This window comes from Paenibacillus sp. FSL P2-0136 (assembly GCF_037975325.1).
GTDB classification, from domain to species: domain Bacteria; phylum Bacillota; class Bacilli; order Paenibacillales; family Paenibacillaceae; genus Paenibacillus_AQ; species Paenibacillus_AQ silagei.
Window position 1 is genome coordinate 2,354,933 of sequence record NZ_CP150244.1, and the last position, 16,515, is coordinate 2,371,447.

At 56.0% G+C, this 16,515-nt stretch carries 13 protein-coding genes; 8 read left to right on the plus strand and 5 right to left on the minus strand.

Annotated features, from left to right (window positions below; all coding sequences use genetic code 11):
• The first annotated feature begins 18 nt into the window (after positions 1 to 18).
• The 5 genes from NYE26_RS09765 (at position 19) to NYE26_RS09785 (ending at position 4,861) form a co-directional block, all read left to right on the plus strand.
• The gene (locus NYE26_RS09765; protein WP_036725183.1) at positions 19 to 831 is read left to right on the plus strand and encodes a GTP pyrophosphokinase family protein; all 813 of its coding nucleotides are present in this window, start codon (positions 19 to 21) and stop codon (positions 829 to 831) included.
• Positions 797 to 1,285, plus strand: a complete 489-nt coding sequence (locus NYE26_RS09770) for a DUF309 domain-containing protein (RefSeq protein ID WP_339255382.1) — start codon at positions 797 to 799, stop codon at positions 1,283 to 1,285. Before NYE26_RS09765 ends, NYE26_RS09770 begins: the two co-directional genes overlap by 35 nt.
• Before the next feature lie 68 nt (positions 1,286 to 1,353).
• Positions 1,354 to 2,970, plus strand: a complete 1,617-nt coding sequence (locus NYE26_RS09775) for an RsmB/NOP family class I SAM-dependent RNA methyltransferase (protein WP_339255384.1) — start codon at positions 1,354 to 1,356, stop codon at positions 2,968 to 2,970.
• Positions 2,971 to 2,973: 3 nt separating this feature from the next.
• Complete coding sequence (locus NYE26_RS09780; protein ID WP_209874234.1) at positions 2,974 to 3,723, plus strand: pseudouridine synthase; 750 nt, start codon at positions 2,974 to 2,976, stop codon at positions 3,721 to 3,723.
• Between the two features lie 334 nt (positions 3,724 to 4,057).
• Positions 4,058 to 4,861 (plus strand): Cof-type HAD-IIB family hydrolase, encoded by an 804-nt coding sequence (locus NYE26_RS09785; RefSeq protein WP_339255387.1) that lies wholly within the window; start codon positions 4,058 to 4,060, stop codon positions 4,859 to 4,861.
• A 125-nt stretch (positions 4,862 to 4,986) separates the two neighbouring features.
• Here NYE26_RS09785 and NYE26_RS09790 read toward each other — a convergent pair whose 3' ends face one another.
• The 4 genes from NYE26_RS09790 to NYE26_RS09805 form a co-directional block, all read right to left on the minus strand.
• On the minus strand, positions 4,987 to 6,213 hold the full coding sequence (locus NYE26_RS09790; protein ID WP_339255389.1) for a hypothetical protein: 1,227 nt from the start codon (positions 6,211 to 6,213) through the stop codon (positions 4,987 to 4,989).
• Positions 6,214 to 6,232: 19 nt separating this feature from the next.
• Positions 6,233 to 6,898 carry a hypothetical protein gene (locus NYE26_RS09795; protein ID WP_339255391.1) on the minus strand — a complete coding sequence of 222 codons (666 nt, stop codon included), beginning with the start codon at positions 6,896 to 6,898 and terminating at the stop codon, positions 6,233 to 6,235.
• Between the two features lie 310 nt (positions 6,899 to 7,208).
• Entirely contained in the window at positions 7,209 to 7,298 is a 90-nt protein-coding gene (locus tag NYE26_RS09800; RefSeq protein WP_143803672.1) for a sporulation protein YjcZ, read from the minus strand.
• Between the two features lie 114 nt (positions 7,299 to 7,412).
• On the minus strand, positions 7,413 to 8,819 hold the full coding sequence (locus tag NYE26_RS09805) for an RsmB/NOP family class I SAM-dependent RNA methyltransferase (RefSeq protein WP_339255393.1): 1,407 nt from the start codon (positions 8,817 to 8,819) through the stop codon (positions 7,413 to 7,415).
• A 216-nt stretch (positions 8,820 to 9,035) separates the two neighbouring features.
• Between NYE26_RS09805 and NYE26_RS09810 the strand changes: the two genes are divergently transcribed.
• From NYE26_RS09810 to NYE26_RS09820, 3 genes are read left to right on the plus strand one after another with little or no spacing between them, the layout of a single operon-like run.
• A complete protein-coding gene (locus NYE26_RS09810) occupies positions 9,036 to 10,172 on the plus strand; it encodes a glycosyltransferase family 4 protein (RefSeq protein ID WP_339255395.1) in 1,137 nt (378 codons plus the stop codon).
• Between the two features lie 4 nt (positions 10,173 to 10,176).
• A complete protein-coding gene (locus tag NYE26_RS09815) occupies positions 10,177 to 11,568 on the plus strand; it encodes a DNA repair exonuclease (protein WP_339255397.1) in 1,392 nt (463 codons plus the stop codon).
• Positions 11,565 to 15,239 (plus strand): AAA family ATPase, encoded by a 3,675-nt coding sequence (locus NYE26_RS09820; RefSeq protein ID WP_339255399.1) that lies wholly within the window; start codon positions 11,565 to 11,567, stop codon positions 15,237 to 15,239. Before NYE26_RS09815 ends, NYE26_RS09820 begins: the two co-directional genes overlap by 4 nt.
• Here NYE26_RS09820 and NYE26_RS09825 read toward each other — a convergent pair.
• Positions 15,226 to 16,359 carry a hypothetical protein gene (locus NYE26_RS09825; protein WP_339255401.1) on the minus strand — a complete coding sequence of 378 codons (1,134 nt, stop codon included), beginning with the start codon at positions 16,357 to 16,359 and terminating at the stop codon, positions 15,226 to 15,228. The genes NYE26_RS09820 and NYE26_RS09825 overlap by 14 nt on opposite strands.
• Between the last annotated feature and the right edge of the window lie 156 nt (positions 16,360 to 16,515).

Genomic DNA, 16,515 nt, shown 5'->3' on the forward strand with positions numbered 1-16,515 from the left:
GGACAGGAGGACAAGGCGATGGACGTCAGGGACTGGGGAACTTTTCTGCTTCCTTATGAACAAACGGTGGAGGAATTGAAGGTTAAATTCAAGACGATGCGCTCTGAACTCAAGAAAAGGGAAGAATATACGCCGATTGAATTCGTTACCGGCCGTGTGAAGCGGCTGTCTAGCATACTTGAGAAGGCCAAACGGTTAAATGTAAAAATGGAGGATCTGGAAACGGGCATCGAGGATATCGCCGGCATTCGCATTATGTGCCAGTTCGTCGAGGATATCCGCAGAGTGGCGGAATACATCCGTGCCCGCAAGGATCTTGAAGTGTTATATGAGAAGGACTACATTACCAACTATAAGGAAAGCGGCTACCGCAGCTTCCATATGATCATCCGGTATCCGGTACAGACTGCGCTTGGCCAAAAGATTGTGCTGGCTGAAATCCAAATCCGTACACTGGCGATGAACTTCTGGGCAACCATTGAGCATTCGCTGAATTATAAATACCGGGAGAGCCTGCCCGATGAAATGCGGGTGCGCCTGAAGACGGCAGCAGAAGCGGCTTCCATTCTGGACAGCGAGATGTCGAGTATCCGGGAAGAGATTCTGGAGGCCCAGAAGACTTTCGAGGAGAACTCGAACATGACGACCCAACTGCTGAAGGCTATTCATCAGCTGTATTTCTATCATCTTGTGAATGAAGCGATTGAGAGCCAGGAACGGTTCAATGCGATCTGGCAGGCTCAGGATATGGATGCGATGAAGGAACTGCTGGACCATGTGCGCGAGCTGCTCTCGAATGCCAAGAAGGGCAGCGAGCCGGATGGCTTATGAGCCGTTGTATCTGGCCTACCTCATCTACTTCAACCGGGACAGGGATTATTTCGAATGTCATGAGGTGCTTGAGGAATTATGGCTGGAAAAGCAGCGTGATCCGTTATACAAAGCTCTGCTGCAGGTGGCAGTCGGACTGTACCATTTCCGTAATGCCAATGTGCGCGGGGGATTGATTCTGCTGAAGCAGTCTCATGAAGTACTGGGCAGATATCCGGCGGTGACGCTTGGTATTGATCTGGAGAAGCTGGTCCGGGAAGCGGGAGCGTATGTTGCCCGTCTGGAAGCTTACGAAGATCAGCCCTTTGATTATTATGATCTCACCATCCGCATCGTAGACCCCGTGCTGAAGGAAGAGGTCAGGCTGGCGGCAGAGTCCATTCAGCCTGTGGTGCCCCAGCGGCGCGGGCCGCAGCAGCCGGACAGACCGAGGAACAGGCCGGATGGCGCTTGACCATAGTAAGGCTACAACAGGAGCACCCGCAGGGGTGTTCCTGATTATTTGAGCGGGAGGAAGGCATCATGACAGCACAACTGCCCGGAGCTTTCGCGCGGCGTATGAAAGAGCTGCTGGGACCGGAATATGAGCAATTTACAGATACCTATCAGCAGTCACCTTACGGGGGAATCCGTGTCAATACACTGAAAATAACGGTGGACGGGCTGCGGGGGCGTTCCCCCTTCACCCTGGAGCCGATTCCCTGGTGCCCTTCGGGCTTCTATACCGGAGAGGGAGCCAGACCCGGCAAACATCCCTATTATCATGCCGGGCTGTACTATATTCAGGAGCCGAGTGCCATGGCCCCGGTTGAACTGCTGGACATTCAGCCGGGGGACCGTGTGCTCGATCTGTGCGCAGCACCGGGCGGCAAGTCTACACAGATCGCCGCCAAGCTGCAGGGTGAAGGTCTGCTGGTGACCAACGACCTGCATCCCGAGCGGACAAAAGCACTGGCCAAGAATCTGGAGCTGTACGGCGTGCGTAACGGTATTGTCCTGAATGAGCGCCCGGAGCGGATTGCGGCGGCCTTTCCCCGCTTCTTCGACCGGATTCTGATCGACGCGCCGTGTTCGGGTGAAGGCATGTTCCGCAAGGACGAGGATATGGTCAGACAGTGGGAGCCGGGAACCCCGGACAAATATGCGGAGATGCAGCGGGAGATTCTGCAGGCCGCAGCTTCAGCGCTGAAGCCAGGCGGTACTATGGTGTACTCCACCTGCACGTTCGCTCTGGAGGAGAATGAGGAGATGATTGCCGGATTCCTGTCCGGGCATCCGCAGTTCTCGCTGGTTCCCGTAGGCGGAACCGGCCCGTTCGCTGCCGGACTCGGCCCACTGCCGTGTGCGGCGCGGCTGTGGCCGCATAAGGTTAAGGGGGAAGGACATTTCATGGCTGTATTGCGCCATGACGGAAGTGGCGGACCTGCGAGAGAGGCATTTGAGGCCGGGGCAGCAGAGAATGGAGCTACGGTGACAGACACTTTAGAGAATGTAAAAGCACGAAATGATAAAAGAGAGAGAAGTCTGTCTGCCGCGCCCCGGAGCACGGCTGCGAAAACAGACTTTCACAGTAAGGCAGTTCCCGGCAGGGCAGATCACGGCCGGGGCGGCAAGGGAGGACGCGGATCTGGACACGGCTCCGGCTCTGGTAGAGCCGGAACGGGTCCAGGTCCGCAGTCACAGCGAACTGGCGGGGAAGCGCTAGCGTTCGCGGTCTATGCGGACTTTATTCAAGAGCTGCTGGGGACACAGCCGCCCGGACATGCCATATGGTTCGGCGATCATCTATATATCTCCCCGTTGCCGCGTGAAGCGCTGGACGGTCTGAAGACGGTTCGGCCGGGCTGGTATGTGGGGCAGATCAAGAGCGGCAGATTTGTTCCCGGTCATCCGCTCGCTACAGCACTGCGTCCTGAGGAATGCAGCCGCTCGGTATCGCTATCCAGCGCCAGCGGGGAAGCGGTGTCCTACCTGAAGGGGGAGACCCTGTCGATCCCCGCAGGGCGCCTGTCCGTTAAGGAGGGACATGCTTACAAAGGCTATACCCTCGTCTGCATTGACGGCTTCAGCGCAGGCTGGGGCAAATGGCAGGACGGGCTGCTGAAGAACGAATATCCCGCAGGCTGGAGGTGGACTTAGAGTATGGCTACAGGAGAAAATGCAAATAAGAAGCAACGGATTGACAAGGTGCTGTCCCACATGGGGATCGGCTCGCGCAGCGATATCCGCAAGCAGGCCAAGCAGGGCCTGATCACAGTAAATGGAGCTGTCGTCAAAGACAGCGGGTTCCATGTAGACCCGCAGCAGGACCGCATAGAGGTTGGCGGGGAGCCGGTCCTCTACCGGGAATTCATCTATCTGATGATGAATAAACCCCCGGGCGTGTTATCCGCCACCGAGGATAAACGGGACCGCACGGTTCTGGACCTGCTGAAGCAGGAGCATGCGCTGTTCGAGCCTTTCCCGGTCGGGCGGCTGGATAAGGATACCGTGGGTCTTCTGCTGCTCACGAATGACGGCAAGCTGGCACATGAGCTGCTGTCCCCGCGCAAGCATGTCCCCAAAACCTACGAGGCCACCGTCGAGGGGGAGGTCGATGCTGCGGATGTGGCTGCTTTTGCCGAGGGTGTTACGCTTGAGGATGGTTATGTGACCCTGCCCGCGCAGCTTAGCATTCTGAGCAGAGAACGGGGCAGCCGCGTGCTGTCGTATATCTCACTCACCATTACAGAAGGCAAATTCCATCAGGTGAAGCGGATGTTCGTAGCTGTCGGGAAGAAGGTAGTGTTCCTGAAGCGGGTGTCGATGGGCGAATTGAAGCTGGACGAGACTCTGCCCGAGGGAGCCTGCCGGGAGCTCACGGCCCGTGAGCTGGAGCTGCTGAAGCGTTAGATGATACACCTCTGACAGCCTGATAGCCTAACTGCCGGTAACGGACTCAACTGCGCTTATTTCGGCAAAAAGGCTGATTTTAACCTGTTAACGGACTCCATAGCCTTTATTGGCGGGCATTTGGCGTAATTTCAACCACTGGTGAGGAGATAAGTACACTCGGGTCCGTTAGATGCTTAAAATAACCTTTTGTGCCGAATTAGCGTCTTTGGAGTCCGTTAAACGGAAGCTTAGTTAGGTACGCCGGGAGCAGCTTGATCTCAATGAGCTGCCAATGAATGGTGAAGCAGGAAAATGCCTAGCGGTATACTATACAGAGATAGGATGATGGGGTATGAAATACAAACTGATTGCACTGGATGTAGACGGAACACTGCTGAATGATGATCATCAGCTCAGCGAAGAGAACAAAGCGGCGGTTGCTGAGGTCACGCGTCAGGGCGGGCAGATTGTACTCTGCACAGGGCGCAGTCCGCAGAATTCGATTCCTTTTATGGAGGAGATGGGCTTGTCGGGGTATGTGCTGGGCCATAACGGAGCGGCTACAGTGAGTGTCAAGGACCGTAAGGTACTGCACCAGTACGGGCTGGACGCCAGAGGGCTGGACCCGTATATCGCCTATTGCCGCGAGCGTGATATCCATTTTGATGTGAATACGGCATTTGAGATGTATGTGGATAATGTGGAGAACCTGACGAAGGAAGCCCACTTTATGTATGAGCATTTCCGGATTATGCCTGCATCCCTTCCAGCCTGGGAGGAGTTCCGCGAACCGATTGTCAAATTCACTGTGTTCACACAGTCCGATATTCTGGATGAAGCGCAGCGGGAGTGGGCTACTTGGGGAGAGCAATACAATATTCTGCGCAGCGGAGAGTTCTTCGTTGATCTCATGCACCCGGAATCCTCCAAAGGCAATGCCCTGAAGCACCTGGCAGCCGAGCTTGGCATTCCGCAAGAGCAGGTGCTGTCGATCGGCAACTATTATAATGATATCTCTATGCTGACGTATGCCGGTCTGGGCGTGGCGATGGATAACTCTCCGGTAGAGGTCAAAGCAGCCGCAGATGTGATCACCGGCACCAATAATGCGAACGGTGTGCGCGATGCGCTGGTGAAATATTGTTTGTCTTCCTGATGGCTTGTACACTCAGCATATCTAATTTCTTGCTAAGTAGCGAGCGACCAAAAATGCAAAAGGGCGATCCTCCAATAACGGAGAATCGCCCTTTTTTTGCCGCTTTAAGCTTTTAAGAAGCTACTCTACTTCAAGTCCGACAATGATAATTGAATTTCGCTTAAGCTTCTGAGGTCGTTCTCATCGGTCTGATTTGCACGTTGAAGAAGTCCCTGAAGAATTATTTCTTGAGATTCATGGTCTTTGATAATTAGTTCTTGCTCTGTATTCTTAGTATCGTATCGTTGGAAGGCATCAATAATGGTTTCGCTTCTATCCAGTTGGTCATTAATATCCTGTATTGATTTTTCTTTAGGGGTCAGCTCCTCATTCGTAGGACGGATAGATTCAGTGACTGGAAATTTTGTTGCATAATAAAATACTTGATCATCAGAAGCCTTTAAACTCGTGACCACAGATGGGGCGATATTCAGTTTACTTGCTTGTTGGTCTATTTCATCTCTTGGTATTTCTATGATCCCACATTCAGCTTTTTCTTCGGGAGTCATCATTCCTGGGTTCCAGTTTTTGTCTTGTATCGCAGCAGACTTAGCTAAACTATTACTACTTCTTGCTGTACCAGCAGTCAGGTTATAATAACGTTTCCCCGCGGATAACACCTCGTATCCAGTGCCTAATAGCATATATTCAGCAGAAAGTTGCGAGGTTGTATTTGCAGGGACATCAGCACTAAACCAAAAAAATTGGCCAGTATCAGCAATGTCGGTTGACCAGTTCCACTGACGAGTTAATGCTGAAGCACTAGTTGTATTACTGTCAGAAACATTGCGCAATGAAGCAATGAGACTACCAGTGTTATAAAGAAAACCGCTCATGGGAGTAAGGAGGAATGTAGAAAAATTTAATACTGCATAGGCTGCATTATAGTATCCTGGTAGGTTAGATCCTGAAGATTCGGGAGCAGAACCGATAAATGCTGGGTCTGTATATGAATTAAGTGCCATATTACTTGGGTTTTGAGTGTTTTTTATCTCCATTCTTGCTATTTGGATCCTATTATTTATAGGTATGGGAGGGCTTGTGGTCGCTCTGCTAGCCCCTGTGCCCGCGAATCTGAAATCGAAATGCCATCTATTAATTGTACCAAGCCATGTTGCCCCCATGAATCCAATTGACGAAGAAGCAGCAATTTTGTTAGCTCCAGTAGTGTAAGGCCAATTAATTGAATTACTAGCGTCTACATGACTTACGGGCGTATCATATGCGTAAGCCATTCCTGTGGGTACTAGAGTTAGAGATAAAATGAGTGCTATACGAATAGATTTGAGTGCTGACTTTCTGAATTTAATCATAATCTAACATCTCTCCTCATTAATCCTTGCTCTCAGCTTTCACAGAGATTGGGATTTTAATTGAATTGACGCCTATCGACCTTACGCCGCCTTTGGTATCGGAGCCAACGGAAACCATAATGTTGAAATTTTCCGAAGGTAAAATTGTTTTGCTATCGGATACTAGATCGATAATTATCATTCCACTTCCACCGCCTGCAGGGTTTTGTAGATTTGTTACACCGACTTCAACCTTATTTCTCCACTCCTTACCTAGGTTCATATCAGTTTCGGAAGCAAATGGCTGTAGTAATGTTTTTTGATTCTCAGGGAAATTGCTTAGAATGTTGGCGATATACCATTTCTTCGGAATGTAGATAGTCATTCCGCCGAAATCTTTGGGATCAATTTCAAACGAAGCAACAATTCGTATGCGCTTGGCCATTGCTTTTTCGCCCCACACAAAAATCGATCCTACTGCTGATGTGTTTTGTTGTGCAGTTTTGGATCTGATACTAAATTGCTTAGTTACCACAACACCATCATTTACAACGGTATAGTCGGAGAGTTTCTCTTGAGTAAGGAAATGTTGCACTATTATGATAATCATGACAACTACAACCGCAGAGCACACAATCATAATCTTGTTTTTAGACGATTTCAGAGTAATCCCTCCGATACTTCTAATATAAATAATCACCTCCATTATAACAGGTATGGTCTAAGTGGATATTCCATATTTTAGCATTGTTTAAATTTTACGAATATAGGTATTTAATACCAATAATTGTCGAATTTACAGGAATGAAGAGGTATGAATTAGAGAATAGCGGGAACAAAGCGGAGCTATATGGCGAAAACATAAAGCATAATTCGGTGCCATGAGGCTTTAAGGTTCTATTAAAAACGGCTTTATAATATGTATCACACGCGATCAGGAGAATCGAAAAAGCAGCCTGCCCCCTTAAAGGGGGCGGGCTGCTTGAGGTCCGTGTGCTGTGCTGCTTATAGCGGAATTAGACGAACAACGAACGGGAAATGATTACGAGCAATATGAAGAGTACCAAGATCGCACCGGTCGAAGTGAAGCCTACACCTGCACCCATGTCTGATTCCTCCCTTGATTCATGTCTGTTCCCACTTGCCGCCTTAAGTCCGGCGGACTGCCATGGGATAATGACATCATATGCGTAGGGAGGCTTCATGAACTGGTCAACTGCCTAAACCTCGTCAAGATGGGCTTTTAGAATCCGCAGACCCTTGGGCAAATGATTCTTGAGCTGGCCGGAGCTGGCTTTGCCCCAGCCTACAGGCAAGCCGTCTACGGTTACCAGCGTCCAGCCATGCAGGCTTGGCGGAACCGGCAGACTCTCGCCGCGCAGCCAGGCCTGAATCTCCGTGCCGTCCGCAGTCATATCATAGCTGCGCGCCGCCTGATCCGGCCGGAGTGTCATGGCCAGGGCGTGGGCGGGCTCGATCCGGTTTTTCTTAAGATGGGCAATATGCAGTCCGGCACGCGGCACCTTGAGCCCGTCCAGTATCCCGGTGTGCAGCCGCCCATTGAATGCCTCAGGCAGCAGATACAGGGATTCGCCGAAGAGAAGCGGGACGCCGCGATCGGCGAATCCGGGCAGCTCTGCCGCCGCCCAGCTCATGAACTGTTGATAGGCCTCCCTAAGCGTAGCACTTGTCTTCGGACCGTCACTGCCGCGTTCACCGCGCTTGCCCCGGCTCTTGCGCGGAGCGGAATCCGCCGGGTCTGCTGAAGCCGCCTTGTGCAGCAGGGCCACGAAATGCCCTTCGCCCCGCTCCAGATGCGGCCACAGCCGCTTCGTAACGATCAGCTCCATATCGGGATAGGTCTGCACGAAGCGCTCCATCGTCTCCTCATTCTCCTGGCGGTTGAAGGTACAGGTCGAATAGACCATATGGCCGCCAGGCTTCAGCATCAGATACGCATCCTGCAGAATATCCCACTGTCTGGCTACACAGATCTCCACATGCTTCGGGGACCATTCATCTATCGCCGCGGGATCTTTGCGGAACATTCCTTCACCGGAGCAAGGCGCGTCCAGCATAATGCGGTCGAACACCTCAGGGAATCTTTTGGAGAGATCACCAGGAGCTGCGGAAGTAACCAGTGTGTTGCTTATGCCGAGCCGCTCGACGTTTTCGGCCAGGATTTTGGCCCGCTCCGGGTGAATTTCATTGGAGATGAGCAGCCCTTCCCCTTGCATCAGTGCGGCGATATGGGTGGTTTTGCCGCCGGGAGCAGCCGCGAGGTCGAGAACGATCTCTCCGGGAAGCGGCTTCAGCAGCTCGGCTGCGGACATTGCGGAGGGCTCCTGAATATAATATAGTCCGGCGGTATGATACGGATGTCTCCCCGGGCGAGCGGGGTCTTCGTAATAAAAGCCTGACGGACACCATGTTACCTGTGACAGACCGAATTGTGAGATTGCCTGCTCCGCTGCAGTGCGGCCGGAAGGTACACTGCTTTTTAAAGTATTGAACCGCAGACCTTGGGTCCGCGCAGCAAGATAGCTCTTCAGAAAAGCGTCTGCCGAATCCCCCAGCATCTCTCTAATATTGGCGGTGTAAGCGGCAGGCAGTCGTTCTTCATTCATAAATCACTCTCCTCTAGTCCAAGTTCAAGATAAGTAAAGCTGTCATCTTAGTTGCTGTTTCTGGTGGATACCGATAAAATTAAGATATGGAACCTTAGCGTACCTGTACCTATAACTGTAGCAGCACCCGAAATTGTAATTGTACATATACACAACTATATCATAATTGCCGGTGTTCACCGTAAATAGGGCAATTGTAAAGGGAGATGTACCTATATGAACTTGCTGCAAGCGCTATTCTTCCCGCCGGAGCAGCCCGGTGGTGTATCTTCTATGATCCCTTATCTCCAGGAACGCTTCCGGTCCAGCCGCTGGGAGATGGATTTGTTCTGGCTGCCTAAGCGCATCCGTGGCAAGGGGCGTGAAGACATCGTCTTCGAGACCTTCGACTGGACACTGTACGGCGAAAGTCCTGTTGTGCAAAAATACATTCAGACCTACCGGGATTACATCTGGTGGACTAAGCTGCGGATGAGTAAAAATTATGACCTGATCCATGCCCATCACCCGATTGCCGGGCTGGCCATGAAGAGAATTTATCCTGACGTTCCCTTGATTCAGACGCTGCACTCCAGCTATGAGCGTGAATTAATTCTGAATGGGGTGATCCGGGAGGGGGGGCTTGAGCATCAGTTCCTGGTCGCGATTTACCGGGAGCTGGAGCATGTGAGTGACCGGCTGATGACGGTTTCGCGTGCTTTTGCCGATTATGTGACTCCTTATATTGACCAGCCGGACAGCATCGGAGTGATCCCGAACGGATTCGACGAGAAGCGGTTCAAGCCTGTCCCGCACGAGAATGACATTCCGCAGCTGGTCACAGTTACCCGTCTGGTGCCGGCCAAAGGCATCGATATTCTGTTCAAGGCCTGTGCCGAGCTGAAGAAGCGGGGGCATGAATATGTGCTGCATATTATCGGTGACGGACCGAGCCGGGCGGAGCTGGAGAAGCTTGCGCAGGAGCTGGGTATATATAATGAGACTATTTTTTACGGCTATACGCTGCATCCTGAGGAATTCATGCCGTTCTTCGATATCTTTGTATTGCCTTCGCGGGCGGAGGCGTTCGGTTCGGTATTTGCCGAGGCTGCGCTGAGCTGTCTGGCGCTGGTCGGGACGAATGTGGGCGGCATTCCCGAGCAGATTGAGGACGGGGTGAACGGGCTGCTGGTGAATCCGGATGATGAACTGGGACTGGCAGATGCTCTGGAAAAAGTAATCACTGACCCCGGCTACCGCTATGAGCTGTCGCGCTCGGCTTGGGATAAAGCCAAGAGCCTCTATTCTCTGACACGTGTAGCCAATGAACTGAAGAAAACCTATCTACAGTTCCAGCCGGGAATGAAGGGGTGAGGCTATGATTCCTTTTCGTTTCCTGCATGCGGCGGATCTGCATCTGGACAGCCGGTTCGCCGGTCTGGCCCATCTCCCGCAGGATATCCGCTCCTATCTCCGGGAGTCCACCTTCGCCGCCCTCGGGCGGCTTGTTGGCGTAGCCACCCTGCAAAAGGTGGATTTCGTGGTCATTAGCGGCGACGTCTACGATGTCGCGGATGCTTCACTTCAGGGGCAGCTCCGGTTCCGGGAGGCCCTGGAGGAACTTGGACGCCACGGGATTCAGGTATTCCTGATCCACGGTAACCATGATCCGCTGGACGGCCCGCGCCTTAGTTCGGCACCGCCTGCCCATGTTACGGTATTCGGCGGGAGTGAGCCGGAGCGCGTGACCGCCCGCCGCAGGGAAGACGGACGGGAGGTAGCTGTGGTTAGCGGCATCTCCTACCCGACCTCCAAAGTGACAGAGAATACAGCTCTGCGCTTCAGCCGCCAGCCGGGCAGCAGTCTGTTCCACATCGCCCTGCTGCATGGCAATGTGGACGGGGATCTCCAGCATGAGACGTACTCCCCGTGCACCCGGAAGGATCTGATCGGCAGGGGCTATGACTATTGGGCGCTCGGGCATATTCATAAGCGGAGTATTCTGCATGAGCATCCGCCTATCGTCTATCCGGGCAATATTCAAGGAAGAAGCATTAAGGAGACCGGGCCCAAGGGCTGCTATACGGTTGATGTCAGTGCAGAGGGGGGAGTCCGGCTGGATTTCCATGAACTGGACAGTGTGCGCTGGCAGGTCCGTGAGCTCTCTATAGATGGGCTCACTGACGAGGCCGAGTGGACCCTCGCTGTAGAGAATGCAGTGGAGGATATCCGCAGCGAGACCCCGCAGATGATGTCTGTGGTCAGGTTCCGCCTGACCGGACGGGGCGATATACATAAGGTGCTGGCTGAGAAGGGGGCGGCGGATGATCTGCTCACCGAGCTGCAGCGGCGGGAAACGGTGCGCGCGGTGTGCAAGGAATATGCGGGCTTGGTCTGGACGGAAGGCTTCTCCATCGAAACGGGACTTGCGGTTGACCGTGAGCACTTGCTTCTGGAGGACAGCTTCCTGGGTGAAATGCTGCGGCTTGCCGGGCGCAGTAACGGGAATGCCGCAGAATTGGACGAGCTGGTCGCTACTGCGCTGAGACCGATGATGGAGAATCAGGAGCTGCGCAGGCTGCTATTATCCGTAGGCGCCGAAGAGAAGCAGGAATGGCTGAGAGGTGCAGCAGAGCTGGGAATCACATTGCTGAGCGGACTGGAAGAGTCCGGCGGGACGCCGCTGAATGCTGCGGAAGAAGGCAAGGCGTATTCTGCTGGGGATGCAGGAGATGGCGATGGACAGCAAGGCCGGGAGGTAGAGGAATGAAGATCGATTCATTGCGGATAGATGGCTACGGAAGGCTGGCTCAGCGGGAGATCGGACTGAATGAAGGGGTCACGGTTCTGTTCGGACGCAACGAGGCGGGTAAAAGCACGACCCTGCAGTTCATCCGTGCTATGCTGTACGGCATCCCCGGCCGGGGGAATCCGGCTGAACGGTACGAGCCGCTGCAAGGAGGGACGCACGGCGGGGTGCTGGAAGCAAAGGATGAGTCCGGCGCATTATGGACTATCCGCCGGTATGCATCCGGCGGCGCGGGGCCGGGCCGTGCAGAGAAGCTGCATATTGCACTCAGCCATCCGGATGGCCGTACGGAGGAGCTGAATCAGTCGGAGCTGGAGCGGCGTCTGCTTGGCGGCATCTCCCGGAGTATGTTCCGCCAGCTGTTCGCTGTCTCGCTTGACGAGCTGCAGGAGCTGGGTGCCTTGCAGTCCGGGGAAATGAGCAGCTACCTGTTCCATGCCGGGATGGGCGGCGGCGGAGAGATTATGCGGGCAGAGAAGCGTCTGGTTCAGGAGGCCGAGAAGCTCTACAAGCCGCGCGGCAAGGTCCAGGAGGCGGCCAGGATTCTGCAGTCTATCGGGAAGCTGGAGCAGGAGGTAACGGAGAGCCGCTCCTATCTACCGAGATATAACGGGAACACCCTGGCTCTGGAAGCTGCGGAGCAGCAGCTGGAGCAGATGAAGCTGGACCGCGAGCTCGCCGGAGCAAGGCTGATGAAGCTGTGCAAGGCGCAGGACATCCGGGAGCTGTGGCTGAAATGGAGCGAAGGCCGGCTGGAGCTGGAGGAGCTTCCCGTGATTGCGTCGTTCCCGGATAACGGGGCGGAGCGCTGGAGGTCGCTGGAAGCCGATCTGCGCAGCTTGCAGGGGGCGGCGTTCCGGCTGGAGCGGCTGACGGCGGAGCTTACCGCAGAGCTTGAGGCGAATCCGCCCGACCCTCTGCTTGCGGAGCAGGGGCCTGAGCTCGAAGCGCTGGACCGCAGCCGCAGCAGCTATGAGGACAAGCGGGCGGAGCAACAGCGGCTTACCGCGGAGCTGACGGCTCTGCGGGAGCAGATGGAGCGCCTGCTGCGCAGCATTGGCGCAGGCTGGGATCCCGCAGAGCTTGCGGGCTTCACCCCGTCCGCCGCGGACCGGGAGGCCGCGCGGCGTTATGCCGCCTCCTTTGCCGGATATGACCGGCAAATGGAGACCCGGGGCGCGGAGCTGCTGAGCCTCCGCGCCCGCAAGGCCGCCGCCGCTGCTGCGCTGCAGGCGGCCGAGCGCCTGCTGGCGCAGGAGCACGCCAGCGGCGCAGCGGACTTCGCGGGCCTGGCTGCGCGCAGCCCGCGTGAACTGGTGCAGCTCTGGGACGAGCTGCAGCAGGCCGCCGAGCGCTGGCGCGAAGCGCAGCTCGGCCCGGAAGGCGGCGCGTCAGCCCCGCGCCACCAGGGCTCCGCCGGGGGCAGCCGCCCCGGCGCGAACGGGCGCCGGGCGGCACGCTACCGGCGTTTCCTGCAGGCGGGCGCAGCGCTTACGCTGCTGCTGCCGCCTGCGCTGTGGCTGACCGGCGCACCGCCGGTCAGCGTATGGTCCGCGCTCGGCCTGCTGGCCGCAGCGGACCTGTGGCTCTGGGCCGCCCTGCGCGCAGCGGGGGCGGCGGTTGCCCCGCCGGAGCCGGGCGGCGGGGAGGCGGGCAAGGCCGCAGCGGAGATGCTGCGGCTGCGCGGACTGCTGCTCTCCGGTGCGGAGCGGGAGAGCGGCAAGGCGTCCAGCCCTGACGCAGGCGGGCTGGAGGCCGGGATGCGCGAGCTGCGCCGGCTGATGGAGGCCTGGGGCACCTGGCGCCAGCGCGTAGACCGGCAGGCGGCTGAGGCCGAGGCCTGCCGGACGGAGCTTGAGCGGCTAAGCGGACAGGAACAGGTGCTGACAGGCGAACTGGAGGAAGCGGAGGCCCGCTTCACAGAGCTGGCGGCGCGCTACGAAGATTGGCTGCGTCAGCGGAGACTCCCCGAAGGGCTGTCCCCGGACAGCCTGCCGGATATTTTCGCCCTGGCAGAGCAGGGCCATGAGCTGCTGCGCCAGGAGGCCAAATGGTCTGCGCGGCTAAGCGGACTGGCGGCGGAATGTGCACTATATGAGCAGGAAGGGATGAAGCTGCTTGCAGCTGCGGAGACCGGACGGGTAAACTCCATTTCCTTTGTAGCTGTCCAGCAATCGCTACCGGCTGCTCCGCTTACTGATCAGCACCAGCTACCCGCTAACGAGCCTACTGAGCAGCAATCACTACCCGCTGCTCCGCTTACTGATCAGCACCAGCTACCCGCTAACGAGCCTACTGATCAGCACCAGCTACCCGCTACCGAGCCTACTGAGCAGCAATCACTACCCGCTGCTCCGCTTACTTATCAGCACCGGCTACCCGCTACTCCGCTTACTGATCATCACCAGCAGCTATCTGCTAGCGATTCATCTGCTTATCAGACGTCATCACCTACCGAGTCTACTGAGCAGCACCGGCTACCCGCCACCGAGCCTACTGAGCAGCAATCACTACCCGCTACTCCGCTTACTGATCATCACCAGCTACCCGCTACCGAGCCCACTGATCAGCACCGGCTACCCGCCACCAATCCTACCGCCCAGCATCCACCCGCAACTCCAGCTGCTCCCCGCCACCCCATACCAGCCGCCCTATTAACCTGGCTGGAGCTGCGGAAGCGGGAGTGGGATCAGCTGAAGGCTGAGCTGCTGCGCACAGAGAGTGTGGAGGCGCGGCTAGCTGAACTCCGGGAGGAGCTGGCAGCGAATCACAGGGAGCAGGCGGAATTGAACCTGCGCTGCTCGAAGCTGCTGGAGGAAGGCGGTGCTGAGGACGGCGAGCAGTTCCTGCGCCGTTCCTCTGCGTGGCTGAGGCGGATAGAGGTTACGCGGTCCGTGCGTCAAGCGGAGCTGGCAATGTTCAGCGGATGGGATGACGAAGGCCGGGCAGAGCTGCTGAGTCTGCTGGAGCATCTGGACGCCGGGCGGCTTGCGCAGGAGCGTCAGGCCACGGAAGAAGCGGCGGCCGAGCTTGAAGAGGAACGCAGCGCACTGCTTGAGCAGCGCGGTAAGCTGCTGCAGGAACGGGAAGCATTGACGAAGCGCGGCAAGGAAGATACTGCACTCCAGCAACTGGAGGAACAGCGGGCGGCACTGCGTAATCTGGCCGGGCGATATGCGGTAACGGCGCTGGCGGCCGAGCTGATGGGCAGGACACGCCGGATCTATGAGCAGGAGAAGCAGCCTCAGGTGCTGCAGCTGGCCTCCGTGTATTTCTCGAAGCTCACGCACGGGGAATACCGCCGGATTGTGATGACGCTGGGGCATAAGGAGCTGAAGGCTGAACATAAGGATGCCGGACTGCTGGACAGCGGGCTGCTCAGCCGGGGAACCGCGGAGCAGCTGTATCTGGCGATCCGGCTGGCACTGGCAGAAACGATGAGCAGCAAGGTGAATCTGCCGCTGTTCTTCGATGATCTGTTCGTTAACTTCGATGAATACCGGCTTCATGCGGCTCTGGCTCTGCTTGGCGAGCTGTCTTCTTCCCGGCAGATCGTCATGATGACCTGCCACCGTCATGTCGCCGAAGCTGTGGCGGGCAGCATTCCTGCCGCAGCAGTTATTTCCGTGTAGTGCGGATCGCAGGCTTGATGCTGACAATCGTAATCCCCTGCTTCTTGCCGCCCGCTCCTCCTGCGGGCGGCTTGCCCTGCCCTGGCGGCGGGGACATGGGGGAGCGCACCAGCATGACCACCCATATCAGACACAGCGCGCCGAAGATCGGGTAGAAGATGCCCAGCAGCGAGCTGAAGCCGAACTGGCTGAACACATAGCAGATTAGCATCAGCAGCGGGGCGACAAGCGCGGGGGCGACCGGGAGCCGCTGCTGGAGCTGTACGCTTACCCCGTAGATACCGGCGACGAAGGTGCTGAAGATTTCCATGAAGATCAGCAGCAAGAAGACCATCTGCACCACCGGACCCAGCCGGATGGCGATGCTTCCCATCGGAATCTCAAACTGCAGGATGCCCGGCATCTGCGAGCTCATGGCAAAATGGGCCGCCAGCAGCATGAACCCGATGCCCGCTCCGCCCAGAATCCCGCCGCGCACCAGCGCACGTTCGTCATTCGTATGACGGGCCAGCGGAACCAGCACCGCCTGGGCCATGCCAAGGTTGAACGAGGTATAGAGCAGCGGGGAGATCCATGCGTTGATACTGCTGTAATCGGTGGGCAGGAAGAGGAAGCGTTCGGCTCCCGGAACGCCCAGCGTATTACAGACAAGGATCAGCGACAAAGTAAGCATCAGGGGCACCACCAGGCTGTTGATCTGCAGAATGCCGGAAATACCGCGCTTCAGCAGCAAGTAAGATCCGAGGATAGTCAGAAGCAGCCCCGCCTGATAGGGAAGGCCGAGATGCTCCTTGAAGATCGCCCCGGCGCCTGCCAGCATGATGCTGTTCACCCCGATCAGAATAATCATGGTAAACAGGCTGATGATGGTCCCGGCCTTGGCTCCGAACAGGTGGCGGTTGAAATCCTCATACGAGTCCGCAGAGATTTTCCGGGCGATGATCATCATTTTGGTGCCCAGCCAGATAAAGAGAGCGGCAGAGAATAGAATCGTCAGCAGCGCCCAGTGGCCGTATCTGGTGAAAAAACGGAGGATTTCCTGGCCGGTAGCGAATCCGGCGCCGACAATGGTGCCAATATAAGTGAAAGCGATCTGTAATGTGCGGAGATGTGACTTCATGCTTAGCCTCCTTATGAATGCTGCGAAGTTTACAATTGCGGGGCCTGCAAGGATATAGCCTTGTGTAGTCCGCATAGTACAGGTTATGATGAGGAACAGAGGGACATGACTTCCGCCTGGACGAACAGGTGCGATTTCGGTGGAACGTCTATTAAG

What these genes read in the sequence shown, in the direction of transcription:
- NYE26_RS09785 (WP_339255387.1), top strand. Translation starts at nt 4,058, where the DNA reads ATGAAATACAAACTGATTGCACTGGATGTAGACGGAACACTGCTGAAT.
- NYE26_RS09805 (WP_339255393.1), bottom strand. Translation starts at nt 8,819, where the DNA reads ATGAATGAAGAACGACTGCCTGCCGCTTACACCGCCAATATTAGAGAG.
- NYE26_RS09825 (WP_339255401.1), bottom strand. Translation starts at nt 16,359, where the DNA reads ATGAAGTCACATCTCCGCACATTACAGATCGCTTTCACTTATATTGGC.
- NYE26_RS09770 (WP_339255382.1), top strand. Translation starts at nt 797, where the DNA reads ATGCCAAGAAGGGCAGCGAGCCGGATGGCTTATGAGCCGTTGTATCTG.
- NYE26_RS09810 (WP_339255395.1), top strand. Translation starts at nt 9,036, where the DNA reads ATGAACTTGCTGCAAGCGCTATTCTTCCCGCCGGAGCAGCCCGGTGGT.
- NYE26_RS09800 (WP_143803672.1), bottom strand. Translation starts at nt 7,298, where the DNA reads ATGGGTGCAGGTGTAGGCTTCACTTCGACCGGTGCGATCTTGGTACTC.
- NYE26_RS09815 (WP_339255397.1), top strand. Translation starts at nt 10,177, where the DNA reads ATGATTCCTTTTCGTTTCCTGCATGCGGCGGATCTGCATCTGGACAGC.
- NYE26_RS09820 (WP_339255399.1), top strand. Translation starts at nt 11,565, where the DNA reads ATGAAGATCGATTCATTGCGGATAGATGGCTACGGAAGGCTGGCTCAG.
- NYE26_RS09775 (WP_339255384.1), top strand. Translation starts at nt 1,354, where the DNA reads ATGACAGCACAACTGCCCGGAGCTTTCGCGCGGCGTATGAAAGAGCTG.
- NYE26_RS09790 (WP_339255389.1), bottom strand. Translation starts at nt 6,213, where the DNA reads ATGATTAAATTCAGAAAGTCAGCACTCAAATCTATTCGTATAGCACTC.
- NYE26_RS09780 (WP_209874234.1), top strand. Translation starts at nt 2,974, where the DNA reads ATGGCTACAGGAGAAAATGCAAATAAGAAGCAACGGATTGACAAGGTG.
- NYE26_RS09795 (WP_339255391.1), bottom strand. Translation starts at nt 6,898, where the DNA reads ATGGAGGTGATTATTTATATTAGAAGTATCGGAGGGATTACTCTGAAA.
- NYE26_RS09765 (WP_036725183.1), top strand. Translation starts at nt 19, where the DNA reads ATGGACGTCAGGGACTGGGGAACTTTTCTGCTTCCTTATGAACAAACG.